Here is a 21,809-nt window from a genome sequence, read left to right as displayed (position 1 = left end):
GCCTGGATGGGTGGCTGCCACGCCAAAACATTTCATGTTGGAAGCGCGGGCGCCGTGCTATGAACGATGCAGGATTTCTCGCGGACCGGCAGCAGTGAAAACCGAGCGGCCTATCATTTCGGACGATGAGCACGTCGTGCTCAAGTTCCGGCCGCGCACCTCCGACCATCCGCCAGCCAGGCGGGACGAGTCCGGTCTGGCCAACACGCCCGGCAAGGCATCCAGGACAGCCGCCGCCAGCGATCTGTCGCGCTACGAGCAGCCGCGCGACGAGGGTGACGATTTCCGTCACCGCATGCTCGCCAATGTCGCAGCCTTCGCCTTCACGGTGGCGCTCACCGCAATCGGCATCTGGCTCGCCGTGAGCATCGCCGATCTCCGCAAGACCCAGGACTGCGTCCTGATGGGCCGCCGCGACTGCGCCCGGATTTCGGTGACCCCGCAGGGGTAGCTATACGCCGCGGCTCATCCCCGTCGTTGCGAGCGCAGCGAAGCAATCCACATCTCGGCTCGGGGATAGATGGATTGCTTCGCTGCGCTCGCAATGACAGCGGAGATAGCGACATGTCTATTCTCGCGCAGTGATATGCGTCCGAGATTTGCAATCCGATTCGTCCTTTGAAATGAGGTCGCATCCCGCTACGCTGGACCAGAACAACAAGCAAAACAGACCAGGGAGGCGTCATTGAATCTTTCAATCGCGGCCACGGGCTTTCTTCTCGCAACCTTCCTGTCCGCTCCGGCGCTGGCACAGACGAGGGCTCTGTTGACCGAAGAGATGATGGTCAAGACGTCGGACCCCGGCATCGATATCTACGTCCGCAACAAGCGCCCGGCCGACATGGCCTCGTTCCGGCCGGAGCAGACCGTGCTCTATGTCCACGGCGCAACCTATCCGTCCGAGACGGCGTTCGACCTCAAGCTCGATGGCCTGTCCTGGATGGAGTACATCGCCTCGCGCGGCTATGATGTCTGGCTCCTCGACCTGCGCGGCTACGGCAAATCCACCCGTCCGCGCGAAATGGCCGAGAAGGCCGACGCCAACCCGCCTGTCGTGACCGGCCAGACCGCGGTCAAGGACATCGGCACCGCCGTCGATTTCATCCTGAAGCACCGCAACATCCCGCGCCTCAATTTGCTCGGCTGGTCCTGGGGCACGACGTTGATGGCGACCTACACCACGCAGAACGCCTCGAAGGTCGAACGTCTCGTGCTCTACGCGCCGTCCTGGATCCGGCAGACACCTTCGCTGGTCCAGGCGGGTCCCGGCAAGCTTGCCGCCTACCGGATGGTCAATCGCGATCAGGCCAAAGAGCGCTGGTACACCGGCGTGCCCGAAGACAAGAAAGCCCGCCTCATCCCCGCCGGCTGGTTCGAGGCATGGGCGGATGCAACCTTCGCCACCGATCCGGACGGCATGTCGATGACCCCACCGGTCCTTCGTGCCCCCAACGGCGTCGTGCAGGACAGCACCGAATTCTTCGGCGCCGGCAAGCCCTATTACGATCCCGCCAGGATCACGGTGCCGACCTTGCTCGTCCACGCCGAATGGGACCGCGACACCCCGCCCTACATGGCGCAGGCGCTGTTTCCGCTTCTGGTGAACTCGCCGGACAAACGCTACGTTGCGCTGGCCGAAGGCACACACACCATCATCATGGAGCGCAACCGGCTAAAACTGTTCGAGGCGGTGCAGGCGTTTCTCGATGAGGGGAAGAAGCCGTAACGATGCGTAATCAGCTTGAGCAACGCGGCTTACGGAATCGCTTGACTTAAAGAGCTGGACGTCGCGCCGCTCGTCATCGGACGCGCACTCATGCGATACGTTGGCTCGTCCGGACTACGCTTGCTTCAGTTTCTCGATCTCGGAGTCGAGGTCATTCACCAAACTCTTGCAATCGACCCTGAGCTGCTCAAGCGCTTCGAGCATTGCAGCAAGCTCGGTCGGAACCTGTTTTCCTCTCACACAATACTTTTTGTCGCAAGAGCCTCCAGAAAATCAAGGCTTACTTCCAGATCCGCAAGCTGATCGATGCACTTTCCAGGAAAAAGGTCGAGCGATTCCCAAGCCTTTTCGAAACTTATCATTTCGGTCAGCTTCAGCGCAGTGAGGTCAAAATCATCGACGCCGCCAGATTGCGCCGTTGCATGCAAGGCATCTTCGAGATCGACAGCAACCGCAATCGTTTTGGCCTGCACTTTAATGACTTCTGTGCGAAGCTTCAAAAACAGTCCGAGCTGCCGGCGTTTTCTTTCGAGAAGATGTATCTCCCGGTCCAACTCGACTTTGGACATCGCGCTTCCCGATTACGGGCGCAAAATGGATGCGTGTGTTCTGCCGCAAAGGAAGAGCGAGCAGGGTGCGTTCCGCCATGGCAGAGAACTTTCCAGCAAAGCGCAGGGTACATTGACGGCAGCGTAAAACCGCGGCGGATTACGCTTGGCGGGTATTAAGCCCTACTCTTATCCTTCACCGTAACTCCGCCGCCCGCAGCGGCGCGCGGCTGAGTTCGTTGCCGGCGGCGATCGCCTTGCGCAATAGCCGCATCAGCTCCGCGCCCTCCCTGGCGGTGAGGCCGCGCAGCAGGGTGCACTGGGCGGCTTCGACGGCCGGCGTGACGGCGCGCAGCGTTCGCTTGCCTGCCTCCGTGATCTGCAGTTCGCGGGCGCGGCGATCGCGGAGGCTGGCCTGGCGCGCCAGCAGGCCCTTCTGCACCAGGCGATCAACCACGCCGGTGATGGTGGTGCGGTCATAGGCAATCAGGCCGGCGAGCGTCACCTGATCGATCCCTGGATTCATCTTCACGGCAGCGAGCGCTGCGTATTGCACCGGCGTGAGGTCGAACCCGGCCTCCCCGACCTCGGCAAGGAATACCGCCACCGCGATCTGCTGGAAGCGGCGCGCCAGATGGCCGGGCATCTCATTGTTATCTTTCACCGATCGCTCCACTGTCGGACAGAAGCAGCTCTGGAATTGACAAGTATACTGATAATCAGCATACTGAGCAATATCGTCGATACAAGCGGAGCGCCGGCGGCTGGCGCCGTGATGACGGCCGCGCCCGCGAAGATAGCGGGCGCCGAGAAGACGGGAGGAACCAATGCAGTTTCATCTGAATGGATTCGAGCCCGGCGAGCCCGACATCGCCGACCCCGCCGAGCGCGTCCTCCCCTCCGGCATGTCCGGAGCGGTGCCGAGGGAGGTCGACGTCCTGATCGTCGGCTGCGGACCGGCCGGGCTGACGCTGGCGGCGCAGCTTGCGGCGTTTGCCGACATCAGGACCTGCATCGTCGAGCAGAAGCCGAGCCGCCTGTTGCTCGGCCAGGCCGACGGCGTCGCCTGCCGCACCATGGAGATGTTCCAGGCGTTCGGCTTCAGCGAGCGCGTGCTGAGGGAGGCGTGCTGGATCACCGAGACGACATTCTGGAAGCCGGACGAGAACAAGCCAGACAACATCGCGCGCAGCGGCCGGGTGCAGGACGTCGAGGACGGGCTGTCGGAAATGCCGCATGTGATCCTGAACCAGGCGCGCGTGCATGATGGCTATCTCGACGTGATGCGCAAATCGCCGGCGAAGCTCGAGCCGTATTATTCGCGGCGGCTGATTGACCTCGAGATCGCGCCGGCGGCGCGGTTCGAGGACCACGCCGTGACCGTGCGCCTCGAACGGCTCGATGCCGGACACGAGGGCGAGGTCGAGACCGTCAGGGCGCGCTATGTGGTCGGCTGCGACGGCGCGCGCAGCACGGTGCGCAAGTCGATCGGGCGCGAGCTGCGCGGCGATTCCGCCAACCATGCCTGGGGCGTGATGGACGTGCTTGCCGTCACCGACTTTCCCGACATCCGATTCAAGGTGCTGATCCAGTCGGCGCGTGACGGCAGCGTCCTCGTGATCCCGCGCGAGGGCGGCTATCTCGTCCGCCTCTATGTCGAGCTCACCAATCTCGATGCCGGCGAACGGGTCGCCAGCCGCAACATCACCTCGGATGATCTGATCGCGAAGGCGCGGCGGATTCTTCATCCCTATGCGCTCGACGTGAAGGAGATCGCCTGGTGGTCGGTCTACGAGATCGGCCAGCGGCTGACCGACAAGTTCGACGACGTGCCGGCGGAAGAGGTCGAGACGCGCTTGCCCCGCGTGTTCATCGCGGGCGATGCCTGCCATACCCACAGCCCGAAGGCGGGCCAGGGCATGAATGTCTCGATGCAGGACGCCTTCAATCTCGGCTGGAAGCTGGCTGCCGTGCTGCGCGGCCGCAGCGCGCCGCATCTCCTGCACAGCTACTCGGCGGAACGGCAGGCGGTCGCAAAGGAGCTGATCGACTTCGACCGCGAATGGGCCGAGATCCTGGCCTCCGCCAAGGGCGACAACAAGGCGGCCGACGCCGCGCTGACCCAAAGCTATTTTGTCCGGCACGGACGCTACACCGCGGGTACGGCGACGCACTACCGTCCGTCGCTCCTCACCGCCGAAGCGGATCACCAGCATCTTGCAAAAGGTTTTGCGCTCGGCACGCGCTTTCATTCCGCCCCGGTCGTCCGGCTCTCGGACGCCAAGCCGGTCCACCTCGGCCATGTCGCCAAGGCGGACGGCTGCTTCCGCCTTTACATCTTCGCCGGTGCCGGCGATCCCGCAGCCGACAGCCGTCTTCACTCGCTGTGCGAGTTCCTGAGCGAGAACCCGCAATCGCCGGTCAGGAGACACACGCCCGCGGGCAGCGACATCGATTCCGTGATCGACGTCCGCGCCGTGTTCCAGCAGGCCCATAGCGCGCTCGCGATCGAGACGATGCCCCCGCTCCTGCTCCCGCGCAAAGGACGCTACGGGCTGATCGACTACGAAAAGATGTTCTGCCCTGATTTCAGGAGCGGCCGGGACATCTTTGCGATGCGAGGGGTCGATCGGGATAGAGGCTGCATGGTCGTGGTGCGGCCGGATCAATACGTCGCGCACGTGCTGCCACTCGATGCGCATGCCGAGCTTGCGGCGTATTTCGATGGGTTCATGTTGCGGGCACCGTAGCCTCCCCGAAACTGCCATTTTTCGCGCCAAATCCATCCCCGCGGGATCGGGCCCTTTCCATTGAACTAAGCGGCCCGCTCCGTTATACGGGCACTCGACTCCGGCCGGGGGATTTGAGGCCTTCGGGGGCCGCTCGACGCCTTCTCCAAGCCGCCACGGAATATCTCCAATATATCAAAGGCTTAATGATGTCTTCCACATTCGATCAGATCGCCAACATTATCGCGGAGACCTGCGACATCCCGCGCGACACGATCAAGCCGGAGAGCCACGCCATCGACGACCTCGGAATTGACAGCCTGGACTTCCTGGACATCGCCTTTGCCATCGACAAGGCGTTCGGGATCAAGATGCCGCTCGAGAAATGGACCCAGGAGGTCAATGACGGCAAGGCCACGACCGAGCAGTATTTCGTGCTGCAGAACCTCGCCGATCGCATCGACGAACTGGTCGCCGCCAAGAATGCAGCCCCGGGCGCCTAATCGTCCACCATGGACCTTGATTACTTCAAGCTGATCGACCGCATCGTTGACCTGAACCTCGACGAGAAGCGCATCATCGTCGAGGCGCAGGTTCCGGCTGCTCACACCATCTTCGAGGGCCACTTTCCGGGCTTTCCGATCATGCCTGGCGTGTTGCTGACCGAAGCGATGGCGCAGAGTTCGGGCTGGCTGCTGCTCGGCCTTCTGAAGTTCGAGCGGATGCCGTTCCTCGCCATCGTCAAGGAAGCCAAGATGCGCGGCTTCGTGCCGCCCGGCACGCTGCTGACGATCGAGGCGAAGCTCGAGCATGAAGGTTCCGGCTTTGCGGTGACCAAGGCCAAGGCCCGCGCCGGCAAGGATTTGAAGTGCAGCGCCGAGATCACCTTCGGCCTCGCCCCCTTCCCCGACTCCTCGATGCGCGGGTACATGGACGAGATGGCCAACAAGATCGGCTTCCCACTGCAGGCAATCACGCAATGACCGAGCCAACATCCGCGGCGAAGGAAGTCTGGATCACCGGCATCGGCATCGTCTCCTCGCTCGGCGAAGGGCTGGACGCGCATTGGGATGCGCTGGCGGCCAGGAAGATCAACGTCGACGACAAGCGCTATGCGCCCTACATCGTGCATCCGCTGGCGCCGGTCTCATTCGACGCTCAGATCCCGAAGAAGGGCGACCAGCGCCAGATGGAGGCGTGGCAGCGCATCGGCACCTATGCCGCGGGGCTCGCGCTGGATTCCGCCGGCGTCAAGGGCAACCAGGAAATCCTGGGCCGGATGGACATGATCGTCGCCGCCGGCGGCGGTGAGCGCGACCTTGCGGTCGACTGCGCCATCATGACCGCCGATGCCAAGGGCAATTCCAGCCCGAGCTTTCTCAACGAGCGGCTGATGAACGACCTGCGGCCGACGCTGTTCCTGGCCCAGCTCTCCAACCTGCTCGCCGGCAACATCGCGATCGTGCACGGGGTATCAGGCACGTCGCGCACCTTCATGGGCGAGGAAGCCGCCTCGATCGACGCGGCGCGGATCGCGCTGGCGCGGATATCTTCCGGACAGAGCGAGATCGCCCTCGTCGGCGCCGCCCATAATGGCGAGCGCTCCGATCTGCTGGTGCTCTACGAGTTTGGCGACTTCAACCTGAAGGGAAAGTTCGCTCCGGTGTGGCAGCGCGAGGACCAAAGCGGCTTTGCGCTCGGCTCCGCCGGCTGCTTCCTGGTGCTGGAATCCCGCGAGCATGCAGAGGCGCGCGGCGCCAAGCCCTATGCGAAGCTGACAAAGGTGGTCGCCGATCTCGCGCAACGCAAGCAGCCGGGCGCGGTGACCAGATCGCTGGAAGCGATGTGGCCGAAGCTCGGCGTCACCGGCGACAGCGGCCAACTGATCACCGGCGCGACCGGCGCCGAGCCGGTGACCTCGGAAGAGAAGGCGTTTCTGCGCCAGCATCCGGGATATGCGGTGCGCGCCACCGGCACGATGTTCGGCCATACGCTGGAAACCCAGTTTCCGCTCGGCCTGGCGCTGGCCGCGCTGTCGCTGTCGCGCGGCGCGCTGTTTCCGCCCAACGACCCCAGCGGGTTCGAGGTTGAAAAGGCTGATACCCCGGACCAGATAGTGGTGGTGGGGGCCGGTCACTGGCAGGGCGAAGGCATGGCCCTGGTCGAGGCCGTCAAGTAAACGTCGCCGAGACGCTTTCGGCACGGCGAGACGCAAGAGAGGCGCGCGGGACGCGCGTTCGGGTTACGGCGCAGCATCGGGGGAACCATGTCAGCACCATCGGATAAATTCGGCAGGCCGATCGTCGTCGTCACCGGCATGGGCGTGGTGACCTCGCTCGGCGCCGGCAAGGAAGACAATTGGCGCCGCCTGACCGCGGGAGAGTCCGGCATCAAGACCGTGACGCGCTTTCCGGTCGACGGCCTGAAGTCGACGATGGCCGGCACGGTCGACTTCGTCACCATCGATCCCGTCACCTCGACGGGGCTGACCGAACGGCTGGCCGACCTGGCAATCGAGGAAGCGCTCGGCCAGGCCGCGATCGGCAGCAAAGCCGATTTCCCCGGCCCGCTGTTTCTGGCGGTCGCGCCGGTCGAGGTCGAATGGCCGCAGCGGCTCGAACTCGGCCGCGCGGTCGGCAAGACCGAATTCGACTATGGCGACCTGCTGCGCGTCAGCGGCGGCGGGCGCTACACGCCCTACCATCACCGCTTCATGTTCGGCTCGGTGGCGAGCCACATTGCCGAAACCTTCGGCACCAAGGGCTCGCCGATCTCGCTGTCCACCGCCTGCGCCTCCGGCGCGACCGCGATCCAGCTCGGCGTCGAGGCGATCCGCCGCGGCGAAGCCGATGCCGCGCTGTGCGTCGGAACCGACGGCTCGGTGAATCCGGAAGCCCTGGTGCGCTTCTCGCTGCTGTCGGCGCTGTCGACGCAGAACGATCCGCCGCAGGCGGCGTCAAAGCCGTTCTCGAAGAACCGCGACGGCTTCGTGATGGCCGAAGGCGCCGGCGCGATGGTGCTGGAAAGCTATCAGAGCGCGGTTGCACGCGGCGCCAGAATTCTCGGCGTCGTCGCCGGCTGCGGCGAGCTGACGGACTCGTTCCACCGCACCCGCTCCAGCCCGGACGGCAAGCCGATCATCGGCTGCATGCGCAAGACTCTGGCGGACGCCGGCCTCGAGCCGGAACAGATCGACCACATCAACGCGCACGGCACCTCGACCCCGGAAAACGACAAGATGGAGTACAACACCACGGCCGTGGTGTTCGGCGAACATCTGCCGAAGATCCCGGTATCGTCGAACAAGTCGATGGTCGGGCATACGATCTCGGCGGCCGGCGCGGTCGAAGCGGTGTTCTCGCTGCTGACGCTGGAGCACCAGCGGATTCCGCCGACCATCAACTACGAGATACCGGATCCCGCGATCCTGTTCGACGTCGTCGGCAACAGGGCGCGCGACGCCAGGGTCACCGCCGTGATGTCGAACTCGTTCGGCTTCGGCGGGCAGAACGCCTCGCTGATCCTGACGCGCGAACCGGTGTAGCGGTGTAGCGCACAGACTGCTGAGATGAACCGCCTGCTCCTACGCACCAAGGCACGCCTGCGCGACGCCGCAAAGCCCGTGGCGGAAGCCGCCGTCGGCGCCCTGACGGTCGCGCTCTTACGCACCACGCGCTATTTCGACCCGGACAAGACAGCCAATTTCTTCGGCCGCTGCACCCGCTTCATCGGCCAAAGGCTGCGCGAGGATCGCATCGGACGCGAAAACCTCAAGGCCGCCTTCCCCGAGAAATCGCCGGAGGAGATCGAGACCATCTTGGCCGGCGTGTGGGACAATCTCGGCCGCATCGGCGCCGAGTTCGCCCATCTCGATCACATCTGGGATTACGACCTCGCCCAGCCGGACAAGCCGAGCCGCATCGAGTTCACGCCGCGCACCAAGCAGATCTTCGATGCCCTGCGCGACGACGGCAAGCCCGCCATCATCTTTGCCAGCCATCTCGGCAATTGGGAAATTCCGGCGCTGGGCGCGGTCGCCCATGGGCTGGATTGCGCGATCCTGTTCCGCCGGCCCAACATCGAGTCCGCCGACCGCGCCATCGAACGCATCAGAGCCGTCAAGATGGGCACGCTGGTGCCGGCCGGGCGCGAGGCGCCGCTCAAGCTCGCCGAAGCCTTGCAGCGCGGCCAGCACGTCGCGATGCTGGTCGATCAGTACATGGGCAATGGCGTCGAGGTGACCTTCTTCGGCCGCAAGACCAAGGCCAACCCGACGCTGGCGCGGCTGCTGCGCCAGGTCGAATGCCCCGTCCACGGCGTGCGCATCATACGCCTGCCCAACCACCGCTTCCGCGCCGAACTCTCCGAAGAGGTCAAGCCCGCGCGCGACGCCTCGGGCCAGATCGACATCCAGGGCACGATGCAGGCGGTGACCTCTGTGATCGAGGGCTGGGTGCGGGAATATCCGGACCAGTGGCTGTGGCTGCACCGGAGATGGCGGTAGCAGCGAGCCGTTTCTTTTCTCCCTTACCCGCCGAACAGCAGGCCGAGGCTCCACGCCTTCATCGTGGCCGCCGACGCCAGCACGAAGATGATCTGCAGCAGCGTGCGCGTTGAGAAGAATGCGAGGATTCCGGTCATGTGATGTGATGCTCCCATGGGAGCTATAGAATCCAGCTCAGGTTCCGGCAACAGGGGTTTAAAAGAACGTAGCCCGGATGAGCGCAGCGACATCCGGGGCTTCACGGGCGCCGGCCCCGGATGTCGCTGCGCTCATCCGGGCTACGGGACATAGTGCAAGCGAGTCCGAAATTCCCGCCGCGTCATTGCGAGCGGAGCGAGGCAATCCATCTCACGGCATAACGGATGGATGGATTGCTTCGCTTCGCTCGCAATGACGGCGGAAAGAGGCTCGTACGCGACCAATCACTTCCCCGTCTTCACCCGCGTCCATAGACGGTTGATCACGCGCTGCGTCGCCGGGTCGCGCGCCTTGATGACGAACAGCTTCTTCTGCGTCGCCTCGTCCGGGTAGATGTTCCGGTCGTTGAAAATCTTCGGATCGATCAGCTTCTGGCTCGCCAGATTGCCATTGGCGTAGGACAGGAAGTTGGAGTTCTTCGCCGCAACATCCGGGCGGTAGAGATAGTTGATCAGCTCATAGGCCTCCGCGACGTTCCTGGCATCCGCCGGGATCGCGAGATTGTCGAAGAACATCTGCGCGCCCTCCTTCGGGATGGCGTAGCCGACCTCGACGCCGTTTCTGGCTTCGGAGGCGCGGCTGCGCGCCTGCATGATGTCGCCGGACCAGCCGACGACGAAGCAGATCTCGCCGGAGGCGAGCGCGCCCAGATATTCCGAGGAATGAAACTTGCGGACGTTCGGCCTGATCTTGCTGACGAGCTCGGCGGCCTTTTCCAGATCGGCCTGTTTGGTCGAATTCGGATCGATGCCGAGATAGCTCAAGGCGGCCGGCAAAATGTCGTCGGCGGAATCCAGCATGTGGATGCCGCAGTCCTTGAATTTCGCGAGGTTCTCCGGCTTGAAGACGAAATCCCAGCTATCGATCTTCACATCGGGACCGAGAATCTTTTCGACCGTCTTGACGTTGTAGCCGATGCCGGTGGTGCCCCACATGTAGTTGGCGGCGTAATCGTTGCCGGGATCGTAGGTGGCGAGCTGGCCCGTCACCACGGGCCAGGCGTTGGCGAGGTTGGGCAGCTTCGACTTGTCGAGCTTGAGAAAAACTTTTGCCGTGATCTGGCGCTGCAGGAAATAGCCCGTGGGCACCACGACGTCATAGCCCGACTTGCCGGCCAGAAGACGCGTCTCCAGGGTCTCGTTGGCGTCGAAGGTGTCGTAGACCACCTTGATGCCGGTCTCCCTGGTGAAATCCTGCAGCACATCAGGCGCCATATAGTTCGACCAATTGTAGAAATTGACCGTGCGCTCCTGCGCATTGGCTGATGAGAGCGACAGTGCGATCGCGAGCGCGCCGATCAGGCGCAGCGAAACCCTGCTACGATTGCGCATGGCTACCTCTTGCGACGGCCGTGCACCGCGTCCGACAGGCGCTCCAGCGCGGTATCCAGCGTTTCGTCCTTTTTCGAGAAACAGAACCGCACCACCGAGGTCACCGCATCCTGCTCGTAGAACGCCGATACCGGGATCGCGGCCACCTTGTAGTCGGTCACGATGCGCTTGCAGAATTCGACATCGGTCTCGTTCAGGCCGAGCGGCGACAGATCGACGGTGAGGAAGTAGGTGCCTTGCGATTTCAGCACCGGAAAGCCGATGCTCTCCAGCCCCCTGGTCAGCCGATCCCTGCTCCGCGCCAGATCCTTGCGCATGTCGTAGAAATAGTTGTCCGGCTTGTTGAGGCCGTAGGCGACGGCGGCCTGCAGGTTCGGCGCCGTCGTGAAGGTCAGGAACTGATGCACCTTCGCAGCCACGCGCAACAGCGGCGGGGCGGCGCAGACGAAGCCGATCTTCCATCCCGTCAGCGAGAAGATCTTGCCGGCGCTGCCGACCTTGATGGTGCGGTCGCGCATGCCGGGGATCGTGATCAGCGGGATATGCTCGCGGCCGTCGAACACGACGTGCTCCCAGACCTCGTCGCAGATCGCGATGGTGTCGTACTTCTGGCAGAACCGGGCCAGCAGTTCGAGGTCCTCGCGGGGATAGACCACGGCGGCCGGATTGAGCGGATTGTTGAACAGCACCGCCTTGGTCTTCTCGTTGAAGACGCTGGCCAGCATCTCCTCGGTCAGCCGCCAGCCCGGCGGCTCCAGCCGGAGCAGGCGCGGAATGCCGCCGGCCTGGCGGATGATCGGCAGGTAGCTGTCATACACCGGCTGGAAGCAGACGACCTCGTCGCCGGGCTCGACGACGGCGAGGATGGACGCGGTGAGCGCCTCGGTGCCGCCCGAGGTCACCATCACTTCCGTCATCGGATCGAGGTCAAGCTTGTGCCAGCGCCCGTAATGGCTGGCGATCGCCTGCCGCAGTTCGGGAATGCCCATCATCGACGGGTACTGGTTGTAGCCGTTCACCGTGGCGTCGGCCGCCGCGCGGCGGATGTCCTCCGGTCCGGGATCGTCGGGAAAGCCCTGGCCGAGATTGATCGCATTGTTGTCGCGCGCCGCCTGCGACATCGCCTCGAACACAGTGACGGGAAGGTCGGCGAAGACCTTGTTCATGGATGTCATGGCGCGTCAGCCGCCGGTCCTGGTCTGCAATCCCGCAGCCTTCCAGGCCAGAATGCCGCCCGCCAGATGCTTGTCATAAGGCAGCCCGACCGCCTGCGCCGCCAGCGAGGCCGTCACCGAGCGCTTGCCGGAGCGGCAGGCAAACACCACCTGCCGGCCCTTCGGATCGGGAATGGCGGCCGGATCGAACGACTGCAGCGGAACCACCACGCCATCCGGATAGGCCTCCACCGCGACCTCATTCGGCTCGCGGACGTCGACCAGGAGATAGCGTCCCTCGGCCATGCCCTTCGCCACGTCTTCCGGCGTCAAATCGTGCACCTGATGGTCCGCCACGCAGTCCTCCTGACAAGCCGCTCCGAGGGCTCCGATGAGCCCCCGACCAAGCGGGCGCCAAAGTCGCCCCTTGCGCGGAGAAAATCAAGCGCCGCAAACGGTTTAAACGTCCCTCCGAAGCTTCAGCTTCAGGCACAATTTCGGCCGGCGGTGGCTTGAAGCGCTTTCGCAATGGGCCACGCCCCATCAGCCGTTTGAGGACCGTTCTCCCGGTATCCGCGCCTGATGTAGAACGCCAGCGCGTTGGGGCTGGCCTCGGCCTCAATCGCCTCAACGCTCCGCTCCCGCATCAGGTGCTCCAACATCGCCAGCAAGCCAGTGCCCACGCCGTGGCCGGCAAATTCCGGAGCGATATACAGCCCCTCCAGATATCCGCCGCGAATGGCGCCCCATCCGGCGACGATGCCGTCCAGTTCGGCGACCCATATTTCGAGTTCGCGCAGCTTGCGCTCCATGCCCGATAGCGTGAGCTTCGCCGCCCAGACCTCGGCCTCGACAACCGCCATCGACGGCGGTGCGAGTTCGAGAATCGCTTGTCGCCGAATGTGATGGAGGCGGCCGACGTCATCGAGCGTCGCCAGGCGGTAACCGGCACCCATCGTCACCTGCTCCCGCGTGCTTTTTTTGGCGAAATACGCCTATCATCGCACAGCGCCTTGATTTCTGCACTTTTCGAGCAACAAATCGAGACATGTAAGACATGCAAGTTTTTTGACAGAAAGTCTTGGAGGACACGCGATGATGGGGCGTGGGCTCGCATTGCTTCTCGTAGGACTGCTCGGCGGCTGCATGCAAGCCACGCTTGCACCGTCATCGAACGCCAGTCTGACCGCAAGGGACCGGCAGCTGCTCGCGCACCCGCCCTATGCGCAGGCGACCATCCCGGAGACCTACCGCCGGCATATTGTCGACTACACGCGCAAGGAACAGCCGGGCACGATCCTGGTCGATACCAACTCCAAGTACCTTTATTACGTCATGCCGGGCGGCAAGGCGATCCGCTACGGCGTGACGGTGGGTGAGGAAGCGCAGGCCTGGTCCGGCGTCGCTACGATAGGTCGAACGGCCGAATGGCCGGACTGGATTCCGACGGCGGAGATCCAGGCGCGGCTCGGTCCCTATCCGAAGCGCGTTGCCGGAGGCCCGGCCAATCCGCTCGGCGCGCGGGCGATCTATCTTTACGAGGGCAGCAAGGACACCCTGTACCGCATCCACGGCACCAACCAGCCGGAATATATCGGCCAGGCCATCTCGTCCGGCTGCATCCGCATGACCAATGAGGACGTCATCGATCTGGCGAACCGGGTGAAGCTGGGCGCGGTCGTCGTCGTGCTGCCTCCCGGTCGGAGCGCGTAGCGAGCGACGCGAGACTTCGAGAGCTTGCGGCCCGAGAGCTTGCGGCCGAGAGCTTGCCGCCATGGCCTCAACGAAAAACCCCGGCATGAAGCCGGGGCTATCTAAAGGCCATGGCGTACATCCGGCCATGACGATCAGACGCCAATAGACACGCGGTTCTTGAAGAAAGTGTGACCGGATTTCGCGAGGCGATTTGGCAGCATTACTGACCGACCCTCTCGCCGTCGGACGACGACTGCGACATCGGGCGCTGCTTCACAAGCGCGTCCATCCCGTTCCGATGCAGCCAGAGCAATCCCATGGCTAGCTGCCGCAAGTCGTTGCGGGCTGGGCCAACGGGCAATCTCCTTGCCCGGCGCAGTGCGTCGGCAGCCTGCTTTTCCAATGCCGAGAGCCGGCGTTCCATCTGCTGCTCCCCGATCAGGTCCCACCTTGCCGGGAGCTAAGTATCGCATTTTACGCGCAAGCTTTGTGATCACGTTCACTAATGGATCAGGATTAAGCAGCACAGAAGAGTGACCGCCCTGGGTAAGCGGTGTCACTCGGCGGTCATATTGTCCCAAAGCCCCGGTGGGGCCGGAGCAGCAAAGGCGGATGAAAACAAATCCCGCCAGCGAGGCGTGCCGGGAGGCGCCGCTGGCTACATTTGCGATCTCAAGGACGATCGCTCCGGCCGATCTTACGTCTTCTCGACGCTATTTCTTTTGTTGCCACTGCATGAATTTATCGAGCAGAGCCTGAGATTTTTCCGGTCCCTCCTTTGTCGATCCAACGGAGGTGGGGTCAGCAGACCGTTCCTGGTCTTCGCTTCCTTGCGTCCCCTGGAATCGCTTGAATCCTTGCAGCAGTGCCTGGGACTCGTCGGATGCTGCCGGAGCCGGGGCCGGGGTCGCCAATGCGGGTGTCGAAATGGAAACAGCGAGTTCCGCAGGATCCGTTTTTGACCGCGGGAACATGTTGAACAAAACAACCGCCAGGATCGCTGTTATACCGATCGCAGCCGCGATTGCGCCCGCCGCAGCGAGCCATCCGCGTGGCCGACGGCGTTCGGATGCGAAACGGGATTCCAGCGGGCGGCTGAACTTGGCGAAGGCTTCCTCGCGCATCTCATCAGAGCGTGACATCGGCGGAAGCGCAGGCAAATGCTCCGATCTCATCTGCGGTGTTACGCGGGATCGCGGGTCCGCCATGCCGCGCCTCGAGCGCGGGGCATAGTACAGCGGATCATCCGGGCTATGCGGATTGGGGTGGTCGTTCGCGCCGCTGTAACTCATTCGCGCTACTCCTCACAATATCAGCTCATCGCATCGAAACACTTGGCCAACGTCAAGGCTTCCGAGCATAGTCCTCACAGTCGAGCATGCAATGCCGCAGGCATTCGCGCCCTGCGGCCGGCGGGGGATAAATCGCGATTGGCCGCCGCCTACCCTTCATAGCCTGATCCGAACCAGGATGCACGTGGAGTCAGATGTTCTGCTCCGCCCAAGAAACGCTCAAGAAACGCTGCAGACTGTTGCCGTCCTGCGACAGAGTGGGCGGAGCTGGCGGAGCGACGCCTAGATCGTGACCTGCGTTCCCACCTCGACCACACGCCCGGTCGGGATCTGGAAATAGTCCGTGGCGTCGTTGGCGGAGCGGCTGAGGCGGATGAACAGCAGATCCTGCCAGCGCGGCATGCCCGAATGGACGGCAGGCTTCAGCGCCCGCCGCGACAGGAAGAACGACGTCGCCATGATGTCGAACTGCCAGCCGAGCTTGCGCGCGATCACCAGCGCCTTCGGCACGTTCGGCGATTCCATGAAGCCGAAGCGCAGCGTCACCTTGGCGAAGGTCTCGCTGAGCTGCTCCATCCGCACCCGCTCGGCGTCGTCGATCCGCGGCGTCGGCGCGGTCTCGATGGTGAGAATGACATTCTTCTCATGCAGCACCTTGTAGTGCTTCAGGCTGTGCATCAGCGCCGTCGGAGCACATTCGGGGTCGGAGGTCAGGAAAACGGCGGTGCCGGAGACTCGCTGCGGCGGCCGCTTCTCCAGCATCGCCACCAGATCGGCGAGCGGGAATTCCAGCTTGCGCGATTTCTCGAACAGCAAGCGGCTGCCACGGCGCCAAGTATACATCAGCACCATGACGATGCCGCCGAGCGCCAGCGGCACCCAGCCGCCCTCGAATACCTTCAACAGGTTGGCCGCGAGGAAGATGACGTCGAGAAACAGGAACGGCGCGATCAGGGCGGCGGCCGCGACCGGCGACCATTTCCAGACCCGCCAGATCACGACAAAGCCCATCATCGCCGTGACCACCATGGTACCGGTCACCGAGATGCCGTAGGCCGAAGCCAGCGCGCTCGACGAGCGGAACAGAACTACCAGCAGGATCACCGCGAGGAACAGCAGCAAATTGATGCGCGGGATGTAGATCTGGCCGGAATGGGCTTCCGACGTGTGGCGGATTTCGAAACGTGGCATCAGGCCGAGCTGGATCGCCTGCCGCGTCAGCGAATAGGCGCCGGTGATGACGGCCTGGCTCGCGATCACCGTTGCCAGCGTCGCCAGTGCGACCATCGGGATCAGCGCCCAGTCCGGAAACATCAGGAAGAACGGGTTCTCGATCGCCTTGGGATCGGCGATCAACAGCGCGCCCTGGCCCAGATAGTTGATCGCCAGCGACGGCAGCACGATGAACAGCCAGGCGGTCTGGATCGGCCGCTTGCCGAAATGGCCGAGGTCGGCATAGAGCGCCTCCGCGCCGGTGACGGCGAGAAACACTGCGCCCAGTGTCACGAAGCCGATCAGGCCGTGATGGAGCATGAAGGAGACGGCATATAGCGGGTTGAGCGCCTGCAGCACTTCAGGGTGGCGCATGATCTGCGGCACAGCCGCGATCGCCAGCACGGCAAACCAGACGCACATCACCGGTCCAAACAACGCTGCGACACGCGCGGTTCCGCGGGACTGCACGGCAAACAGCACGACCAGAATGAGCACCGTCAGCGGCACGACATAATGTTCGAAGGTCACCGTGACGAGCTTGATGCCCTCGATCGCCGACAGCACCGACAGCGCGGGCGTAATCACCGCATCGCCATAGAACAGCGCGCCACTGATGATGCCGAGCAGCACGATCGCCGCCCCGCCCTTCCCAACCGCCCGCTGCGCCAGCGCCATCAGCGCCAGCGTTCCGCCCTCGCCATTGTTGTCGGCGCGCAGCAGGATGACGACGTATTTCAGCGTCACCACCACGATCAGCGCCCACAGGATCAGCGAGAGCACGCCGAGCACCGCCTGCGGCGTAGCGGCCGTCGAGGCTTCGCTCGCCGCCACCACCGCTTCGCGCAGCGCATAGAGCGGGCTGGTGCCGATGTCGCCATAGACCACGCCGATGCTGCCGAGCATCAGCGCCTTGAAGGTGGCGGTGGAGTGCGCTTCGCCATGCCCGTTGGCCGCGGGCGTTTCCGCCGCGGGTATCGCAAGTTGAACTGACATGGGGTCGGGCCTCGGCTTCTTACCGCACTGCACAAATGCAGGAGCGCAGCCCTATACTCCCGCCGCCGCCATGCAGGTTAGCCGGATTTCAGGCCTCCGCCATGCGTTCAACGCATGGGTGAATCTCGACCGTTTTAATGAAATCTATAGCAGACTCAGATGGTTACCTGAGTTCCCACTTCGACGACCCGTCCGGTCGGGATCTGGAAATAGTCGGTGGCATCGTTGGCCGAGCGGCTCATCGCGATGAACAGATGATCCTGCCAGAGCGGCATGCCCGACTGCGCCGACGGCTTCAGCGAGCGCCGCGAGACGAAGAACGACGTCGCCATGATGTCGAACTGCCAGCCGAGCTTGCGGGCGATCACCAGCGCTTTCGGCACGTTCGGTGATTCCATGTAGCCGAACCGCAGCCGCACGGTCGAAAACTTCTCGCTGATCTTCTCCATCTTGACGCGCTCGGCCGGATCGACGCGCGGGGTTTGCGCCGTCTCGATGGTCAGGATCACGTTGTGCTCGTGCAGCACCTTGTTGTGCTTGAGATTGTGCATCAGGGCGGTCGGCACGAAGCTCGGGTCCGACGTCAGGAACACGGCCGTGCCCTTGACGATATGGGGCGGACGCTTTTCCAGGCTCTTGATCAGATCCGCCAGCGGCACCTCGATCCGTCGCGTCTTGACGACGAGGATGCCGGCGCCGCGGCGCCAGGTCCAGATCATCACGGCGACGGCGATGCCGAACAGCAGCGGCACCCAGGCGCCCTCGAACAGTTTCAGGAGGTTCGCGGCGAAGAAGCTCATGTCGACCACGACGAGCGGCAGGATGACGGCCGCCGCTGTCGCGGCGCGCCAATTCCACAGCTTCCAGATCACGACAAAGCCCATGATGCCGTCGACCACCATGGTGGTGGAAACCGCGATGCCATAGGCCGAGGCAAGGCCGCTCGAGGTGCGGAACAAAAGCACCAGCAGCACGACGCCGATCAGCAGCAGCCGGTTGACGCGCGGCAGATAGATCTGGCCGGCATGGGTCTCCGAGGTGTAGCGCACCTCGAAGCGCGGCAGGAGACCGAGTTGCACCGCCTGGCCGATCAGCGAAAACGCGCCGGTGATCACCGCCTGGCTGGCTATCACGGTCGCCGCTGTCGCAAGCACCACCATCGGCAACAGCAGCATTCCCGGCACCAGCCGGTAGAACGGATTTTCAATCGCTCCCGGATCGGCCAGCACCAGCGCTCCCTGCCCGAAATAATTGATCAGCAGCGCCGGCATCACGTAATAGAACCATCCGGTCTGGATCGGCTTGCGTCCGAAATGGCCGAGATCGGCATAAAGCGCCTCGCCGCCGGTCACGGCCAGAAACACCAGGCCCATCGTCACCAATCCGATGGTGCCGTGGGAAAGCATGAACTTGATCGCGTACCAGGGATTGATCGCGTAGAGCACGGTGGGATCGTCGCTGATGTGGATCAGCCCCAGCGTCGCCAGCGTCGCGAACCAGACCACCATGACCGGCCCGAAGGCCGAGGCGACGCGCGCGGTACCGCTGCTCTGCACCGAGAACAGCACGACCAGGATGAAGATCGTCAGCGGCACGACATAATGCTCGAGCGCCGGCGTCACCAGCTTGAGACCTTCGACCGCCGACAACACCGAAATCGCCGGCGTGATCATGGAATCGCCGATGAACATCGAGGCGCCGACGACGCCGAGCGCCAGCAGCACCCAGCTCCGGTGGCCCAGCGCCCGCTGCCCGAGCGCCATCAGCGACAGTGTACCGCCCTCCCCGTTGTTGTCGGCGCGCAACAGCAGCAGGACATATTTGGCGGTGACGACAATGAACAGCGACCACAGGATCAGCGACAGCACACCGAGCACGATGCCGCGCGTCACTTCTTCGCCATTGGCGGCGTGGGTGACGGCTTCGCGAAACGCGTACAGCGGCGACGTGCCGATGTCGCCGAACACCACACCGATACTGCCTAGCGTCAGGGCCCAAAAGCCAGAGGTCGCATGCCCCTCATGGGCCTCGGTGGATGTGACGCTGGCAGTCATGATGAAGGAGGAACGTTCTCGTCGTTGAATTGATCCGCGCGGCTATCGGCGCTTCCGCGCTGCCTGTCAATCATCGAGCAAGCATAGCACCACAGGCGATGCGGAGCTTACGCAAAGCAGATTCCATTGAAATGGCAAGATGGTATTATGGTAATTGTGTCTACGGCTTCAGGTTGGGCGGAAGCGGCGGATTTTCGCGCATCAGTGTGATGGTGACGCGACGGTTCGCAGGCAGGGTCGGATCGTCCGGAAACAGGGGCTGGCTGTCGGCCCGGCCGCCGACGGCGTAGATGTGGGATGGCGGCAGGCCCTCGCGTTCGAGGATCTGACGCACCGCATTGGCGCGGTCCGCCGACAGGTCGAACGCGCCATATTCGCTGCGCGACGGCACGAAGCCGGCCGAGGTGTGGCCGACAATATTGACGCGCAGCGGCGTTGCCTTCAACGGGACCGCGAGTTTCTGGATCAAGCGGCGGGTGCGGTCAAACGGGACTTTTGAGCCGTCGGCGAACATCGACCTGCCGTCCTGGTCGACGATCTCCAGATTGAGGCCCTCCTTGGTCTCCTCGAACATGATGTGCTTGGACATTTCGGTCAGTTCCGGCATGTCCTGCAGCGCCTGGCGCAGCGAGGCCGAGGCGAGCGCGAATTCGCGATCGACCTTCAGGCGGGCGCCGGCCTCTTTCTGATGGTCCTTGTCGTCAGGCGTCGGCGTATTGGAGGCGTCCTCGGGCGAGATATGCGCGACGTTCTTCAGCTTCGGCCGCGTCGGCAGGCCGTCGGATTCGACGATGCCCGAATGGCGGGACTCGGTCTGCACGCCGAACGCCTCGCGCATCGAGCCGGCGACGATCTTGAGCTTCTGCTGGTCCTGGCTGGAGAACGCCACCAGCATGACGAAGAACGACAGCAACAGCGCCATCAGGTCGGCGAACGTCACGAACCAGCCGTGACCGCCATGCGCCTCTTCGCGTTTTTTCTTGGCCATGCGTTTTGCGTCCGCGCCTTATGAGTCGCCCGACCGATCAGGCCGGAACCAGTTCGCCTTCCTCGTGGCGGTGCTTTTCGGGCAGATAGGCCAGCAGCATTTCACGCACCAGGGCCGGGCTCTTGGAGTCACGGATCATCAGGATGCCGTCGATGATCAGCGTGCGGTTGGTCTCCTCGTCGATCAGCTTGCCATGCAGCTTGTCGGCGATCGGCAGACAGATCAGGTTGGCGACCAGCGCGCCGTACAGCGTCGCCAGCAGCGCGACCGCCATGAACGGGCCGAGCTTCGAAGGGTCCGACATGTTGGAGAACATCTGCACCATGCCGAGCAGCGTGCCGATCATGCCGAACGCCGGCGCGCAGTCGCCGATCGCGCGGTAGATCTTCGAGCCCTCGTTGAGGTGCATCAGGAAGTTGTCGCGATCCCGCTCCAGATTGTCTCTGATGAATTCAAGGTCGTAGCCATCGGCGACGTAGCGAATGCCCTTGGCGAGAAACGGCTCGTCGGTCTCGACCTTTTCCAGCCCGACCGGCCCCTGCTTGCGGGCGATTTCCGCGATACGCGCCAGTTCGTCGACCAGGTCGCGCGCCGAGAGACGGCTCATGGTGAAGGCGAATTTCGCGCCCAGCGGCATGCCGTGCACGATTGCGCTCAGGGGAAACCGGATCAGTGTCGCCGCGGTCGAGCCGCCGAAGATGATGATGACGGCATGGATGTCGTAGAACATCCGGAAGTCACCACCCATCAGGATCAGCACCGAGAGAACGATAGCGCCGGCGATGAGGCCAACCAGCGTGGTGATATCCATTCTGAACTCCAACGCCTACGCGAACTGCCGGCCATCCTGACCGGGCGCGCCGCTCCTGCCGGAGCCGCGCAAGAGGCACCCTACGACCATCGCGATTAAAGAGCCGTAAAGGATAATCTCGAACTGAGATCGTAGAATTGCGGGCCCGCGGCCGGCGCGGCTTCAGGATTTGCTAACCATTCTGCGGCGGTGGACGTTCACTGCGCCTGCGCGCCGATGCCGGCGGACTTGATGATCGGCCACCATTTGTCGATCTCGGTCTTCTGGAAGGCGGCGAGGCCTTCCGGGGTCTGCTGCGCACGGGGCGCGACGTCGAGGCCGAGTTCTGCAAAGCGCTTCTGGATCGCAGGGTCCGCCAGCGCCTCCGTCGTCGCCGCATTGAGCCTGGCGATGACGTCCTTCGGCGTGCCCTTCGGCGCCCAGAAGCCGAACCAGCCGGACATATAGAGGCCGGCAACGCCGCTCTCGTCGGAAGTCGGAATATCGGGCATCGAGGCCGAGCGCGTCGCCGAGAGATTGGCGAGCGCCTTGATCTTGCCGGCGCGGATCTGCGGCAGCGCCACCGCGCCCT

General features: G+C 63.6%; 22 protein-coding genes. 9 read left to right on the top strand and 13 right to left on the bottom strand.

Annotated elements, in window-relative coordinates; translation table 11 throughout:
* Positions 1-94 precede the first annotated feature (94 nt).
* A complete protein-coding gene (locus V7E26_RS07045) occupies positions 95-451 on the top strand; it encodes a hypothetical protein (protein WP_324414717.1) in 357 nt (118 codons plus the stop codon).
* 234 nt (positions 452-685) lie between these two features.
* Positions 686-1,726, top strand: coding sequence for an alpha/beta hydrolase (locus tag V7E26_RS07040; protein ID WP_324414716.1), 1,041 nt, complete (start codon positions 686-688; stop codon positions 1,724-1,726).
* A 236-nt stretch (positions 1,727-1,962) separates the two neighbouring features.
* Here V7E26_RS07040 and V7E26_RS07035 read toward each other — a convergent pair whose 3' ends face one another.
* Both V7E26_RS07035 and V7E26_RS07030 read right to left on the bottom strand, forming a co-directional pair.
* Entirely contained in the window at positions 1,963-2,295 is a 333-nt protein-coding gene (locus V7E26_RS07035) for a hypothetical protein (protein WP_324414715.1), read from the bottom strand.
* A gap of 175 nt (positions 2,296-2,470) precedes the next feature.
* Positions 2,471-2,938 (bottom strand): MarR family winged helix-turn-helix transcriptional regulator, encoded by a 468-nt coding sequence (locus V7E26_RS07030; RefSeq protein ID WP_324414714.1) that lies wholly within the window; start codon positions 2,936-2,938, stop codon positions 2,471-2,473.
* Positions 2,939-3,101: 163 nt separating this feature from the next.
* On the opposite strand from V7E26_RS07030, the gene V7E26_RS07025 reads away from it, so the two are divergent.
* The 6 genes from V7E26_RS07025 (at position 3,102) to V7E26_RS07000 (ending at position 9,507) form a co-directional block, all read left to right on the top strand.
* Positions 3,102-5,024, top strand: a complete 1,923-nt coding sequence (locus V7E26_RS07025) for an FAD-binding monooxygenase (protein ID WP_324414713.1) — start codon at positions 3,102-3,104, stop codon at positions 5,022-5,024.
* Positions 5,025-5,212: 188 nt separating this feature from the next.
* On the top strand, positions 5,213-5,506 hold the full coding sequence (locus tag V7E26_RS07020; protein WP_028346689.1) for an acyl carrier protein: 294 nt from the start codon (positions 5,213-5,215) through the stop codon (positions 5,504-5,506).
* Positions 5,507-5,515: 9 nt separating this feature from the next.
* Positions 5,516-5,986: a 3-hydroxyacyl-ACP dehydratase FabZ family protein gene (locus V7E26_RS07015; protein ID WP_324414712.1), complete on the top strand. Its 471-nt coding sequence runs from the start codon at positions 5,516-5,518 to the stop codon at positions 5,984-5,986.
* On the top strand, positions 5,983-7,182 hold the full coding sequence (locus V7E26_RS07010) for a beta-ketoacyl-ACP synthase (RefSeq protein ID WP_324414711.1): 1,200 nt from the start codon (positions 5,983-5,985) through the stop codon (positions 7,180-7,182). Before V7E26_RS07015 ends, V7E26_RS07010 begins: the two co-directional genes overlap by 4 nt.
* An 87-nt stretch (positions 7,183-7,269) precedes the next feature.
* Positions 7,270-8,547: a beta-ketoacyl-ACP synthase gene (locus V7E26_RS07005; protein ID WP_324414710.1), complete on the top strand. Its 1,278-nt coding sequence runs from the start codon at positions 7,270-7,272 to the stop codon at positions 8,545-8,547.
* Between the two features lie 24 nt (positions 8,548-8,571).
* The gene (locus V7E26_RS07000; protein ID WP_324414709.1) at positions 8,572-9,507 is read left to right on the top strand and encodes a lipid A biosynthesis lauroyl acyltransferase; all 936 of its coding nucleotides are present in this window, start codon (positions 8,572-8,574) and stop codon (positions 9,505-9,507) included.
* A gap of 422 nt (positions 9,508-9,929) precedes the next feature.
* Here the strand turns inward: V7E26_RS07000 and V7E26_RS06995 are convergent, their stop codons facing one another.
* The 4 genes from V7E26_RS06995 to V7E26_RS06980 all read right to left on the bottom strand — a co-directional run bounded on the left by V7E26_RS06995 (position 9,930) and on the right by V7E26_RS06980 (position 13,146).
* Positions 9,930-11,036: a polyamine ABC transporter substrate-binding protein gene (locus V7E26_RS06995; RefSeq protein ID WP_324414708.1), complete on the bottom strand. Its 1,107-nt coding sequence runs from the start codon at positions 11,034-11,036 to the stop codon at positions 9,930-9,932.
* Between the two features lie 2 nt (positions 11,037-11,038).
* Positions 11,039-12,211, bottom strand: a complete 1,173-nt coding sequence (locus V7E26_RS06990; RefSeq protein WP_324414707.1) for an aminotransferase — start codon at positions 12,209-12,211, stop codon at positions 11,039-11,041.
* A 6-nt stretch (positions 12,212-12,217) separates the two neighbouring features.
* Positions 12,218-12,496, bottom strand: a complete 279-nt coding sequence (locus tag V7E26_RS06985) for a rhodanese-like domain-containing protein (RefSeq protein WP_324414780.1) — start codon at positions 12,494-12,496, stop codon at positions 12,218-12,220.
* 179 nt (positions 12,497-12,675) lie between these two features.
* Positions 12,676-13,146: a GNAT family N-acetyltransferase gene (locus V7E26_RS06980; RefSeq protein ID WP_324414706.1), complete on the bottom strand. Its 471-nt coding sequence runs from the start codon at positions 13,144-13,146 to the stop codon at positions 12,676-12,678.
* Positions 13,147-13,285: 139 nt separating this feature from the next.
* Here V7E26_RS06980 and V7E26_RS06975 point away from each other — a divergent pair, with 139 nt between their 5' ends.
* On the top strand, positions 13,286-13,903 hold the full coding sequence (locus V7E26_RS06975; RefSeq protein WP_324414705.1) for a L,D-transpeptidase: 618 nt from the start codon (positions 13,286-13,288) through the stop codon (positions 13,901-13,903).
* Positions 13,904-14,105: 202 nt separating this feature from the next.
* On the opposite strand, the gene V7E26_RS06970 is transcribed toward V7E26_RS06975, so the two are convergent.
* From V7E26_RS06970 to V7E26_RS06940, 7 genes are all read right to left on the bottom strand, one after another.
* Positions 14,106-14,309 (bottom strand): hypothetical protein, encoded by a 204-nt coding sequence (locus V7E26_RS06970; protein ID WP_324414704.1) that lies wholly within the window; start codon positions 14,307-14,309, stop codon positions 14,106-14,108.
* A 289-nt stretch (positions 14,310-14,598) separates the two neighbouring features.
* Positions 14,599-15,177 carry a hypothetical protein gene (locus V7E26_RS06965; protein WP_324414703.1) on the bottom strand — a complete coding sequence of 193 codons (579 nt, stop codon included), beginning with the start codon at positions 15,175-15,177 and terminating at the stop codon, positions 14,599-14,601.
* Between the two features lie 282 nt (positions 15,178-15,459).
* Entirely contained in the window at positions 15,460-17,385 is a 1,926-nt protein-coding gene (locus V7E26_RS06960) for a potassium transporter Kup (RefSeq protein WP_324414702.1), read from the bottom strand.
* A gap of 155 nt (positions 17,386-17,540) precedes the next feature.
* The gene (locus V7E26_RS06955) at positions 17,541-19,439 is read right to left on the bottom strand and encodes a potassium transporter Kup (protein ID WP_324414701.1); all 1,899 of its coding nucleotides are present in this window, start codon (positions 19,437-19,439) and stop codon (positions 17,541-17,543) included.
* A 160-nt stretch (positions 19,440-19,599) separates the two neighbouring features.
* Positions 19,600-20,427, bottom strand: coding sequence for an OmpA/MotB family protein (locus V7E26_RS06950; RefSeq protein WP_324414700.1), 828 nt, complete (start codon positions 20,425-20,427; stop codon positions 19,600-19,602).
* Between the two features lie 37 nt (positions 20,428-20,464).
* Positions 20,465-21,238 (bottom strand): motility protein A, encoded by a 774-nt coding sequence (locus tag V7E26_RS06945; protein WP_324414699.1) that lies wholly within the window; start codon positions 21,236-21,238, stop codon positions 20,465-20,467.
* A 197-nt stretch (positions 21,239-21,435) separates the two neighbouring features.
* Positions 21,436-21,809 (bottom strand): Bug family tripartite tricarboxylate transporter substrate binding protein (locus V7E26_RS06940; protein ID WP_324414698.1); only part of this gene is annotated, 374 nt, incomplete at its 5' end.

It is taken from the genome of Bradyrhizobium sp., assembly GCF_036735945.1.
Taxonomy (GTDB): domain Bacteria; phylum Pseudomonadota; class Alphaproteobacteria; order Rhizobiales; family Xanthobacteraceae; genus Bradyrhizobium.
The sequence above is the reverse complement of the archived record's forward strand: the minus strand, read 5'-3'. Positions and strand labels throughout refer to the sequence as shown.

Coding starts and splice junctions, on each gene's coding strand:
- V7E26_RS07010 (WP_324414711.1), top strand. CDS start 5,983: ATGACCGAGCCAACATCCGCGGCGAAGGAAGTCTGGATCACCGGCATC.
- V7E26_RS06995 (WP_324414708.1), bottom strand. CDS start 11,036: ATGCGCAATCGTAGCAGGGTTTCGCTGCGCCTGATCGGCGCGCTCGCG.
- V7E26_RS06990 (WP_324414707.1), bottom strand. CDS start 12,211: ATGACATCCATGAACAAGGTCTTCGCCGACCTTCCCGTCACTGTGTTC.
- V7E26_RS06970 (WP_324414704.1), bottom strand. CDS start 14,309: ATGGAACGCCGGCTCTCGGCATTGGAAAAGCAGGCTGCCGACGCACTG.
- V7E26_RS06985 (WP_324414780.1), bottom strand. CDS start 12,496: ATGGCCGAGGGACGCTATCTCCTGGTCGACGTCCGCGAGCCGAATGAG.
- V7E26_RS07035 (WP_324414715.1), bottom strand. CDS start 2,295: ATGTCCAAAGTCGAGTTGGACCGGGAGATACATCTTCTCGAAAGAAAA.
- V7E26_RS06955 (WP_324414701.1), bottom strand. CDS start 19,439: ATGACTGCCAGCGTCACATCCACCGAGGCCCATGAGGGGCATGCGACC.
- V7E26_RS07015 (WP_324414712.1), top strand. CDS start 5,516: ATGGACCTTGATTACTTCAAGCTGATCGACCGCATCGTTGACCTGAAC.
- V7E26_RS06960 (WP_324414702.1), bottom strand. CDS start 17,385: ATGTCAGTTCAACTTGCGATACCCGCGGCGGAAACGCCCGCGGCCAAC.
- V7E26_RS06975 (WP_324414705.1), top strand. CDS start 13,286: ATGATGGGGCGTGGGCTCGCATTGCTTCTCGTAGGACTGCTCGGCGGC.
- V7E26_RS06965 (WP_324414703.1), bottom strand. CDS start 15,177: ATGAGTTACAGCGGCGCGAACGACCACCCCAATCCGCATAGCCCGGAT.
- V7E26_RS07005 (WP_324414710.1), top strand. CDS start 7,270: ATGTCAGCACCATCGGATAAATTCGGCAGGCCGATCGTCGTCGTCACC.
- V7E26_RS07020 (WP_028346689.1), top strand. CDS start 5,213: ATGTCTTCCACATTCGATCAGATCGCCAACATTATCGCGGAGACCTGC.
- V7E26_RS06945 (WP_324414699.1), bottom strand. CDS start 21,238: ATGGATATCACCACGCTGGTTGGCCTCATCGCCGGCGCTATCGTTCTC.
- V7E26_RS06980 (WP_324414706.1), bottom strand. CDS start 13,146: ATGGGTGCCGGTTACCGCCTGGCGACGCTCGATGACGTCGGCCGCCTC.
- V7E26_RS06950 (WP_324414700.1), bottom strand. CDS start 20,427: ATGGCCAAGAAAAAACGCGAAGAGGCGCATGGCGGTCACGGCTGGTTC.
- V7E26_RS07025 (WP_324414713.1), top strand. CDS start 3,102: ATGCAGTTTCATCTGAATGGATTCGAGCCCGGCGAGCCCGACATCGCC.
- V7E26_RS07000 (WP_324414709.1), top strand. CDS start 8,572: ATGAACCGCCTGCTCCTACGCACCAAGGCACGCCTGCGCGACGCCGCA.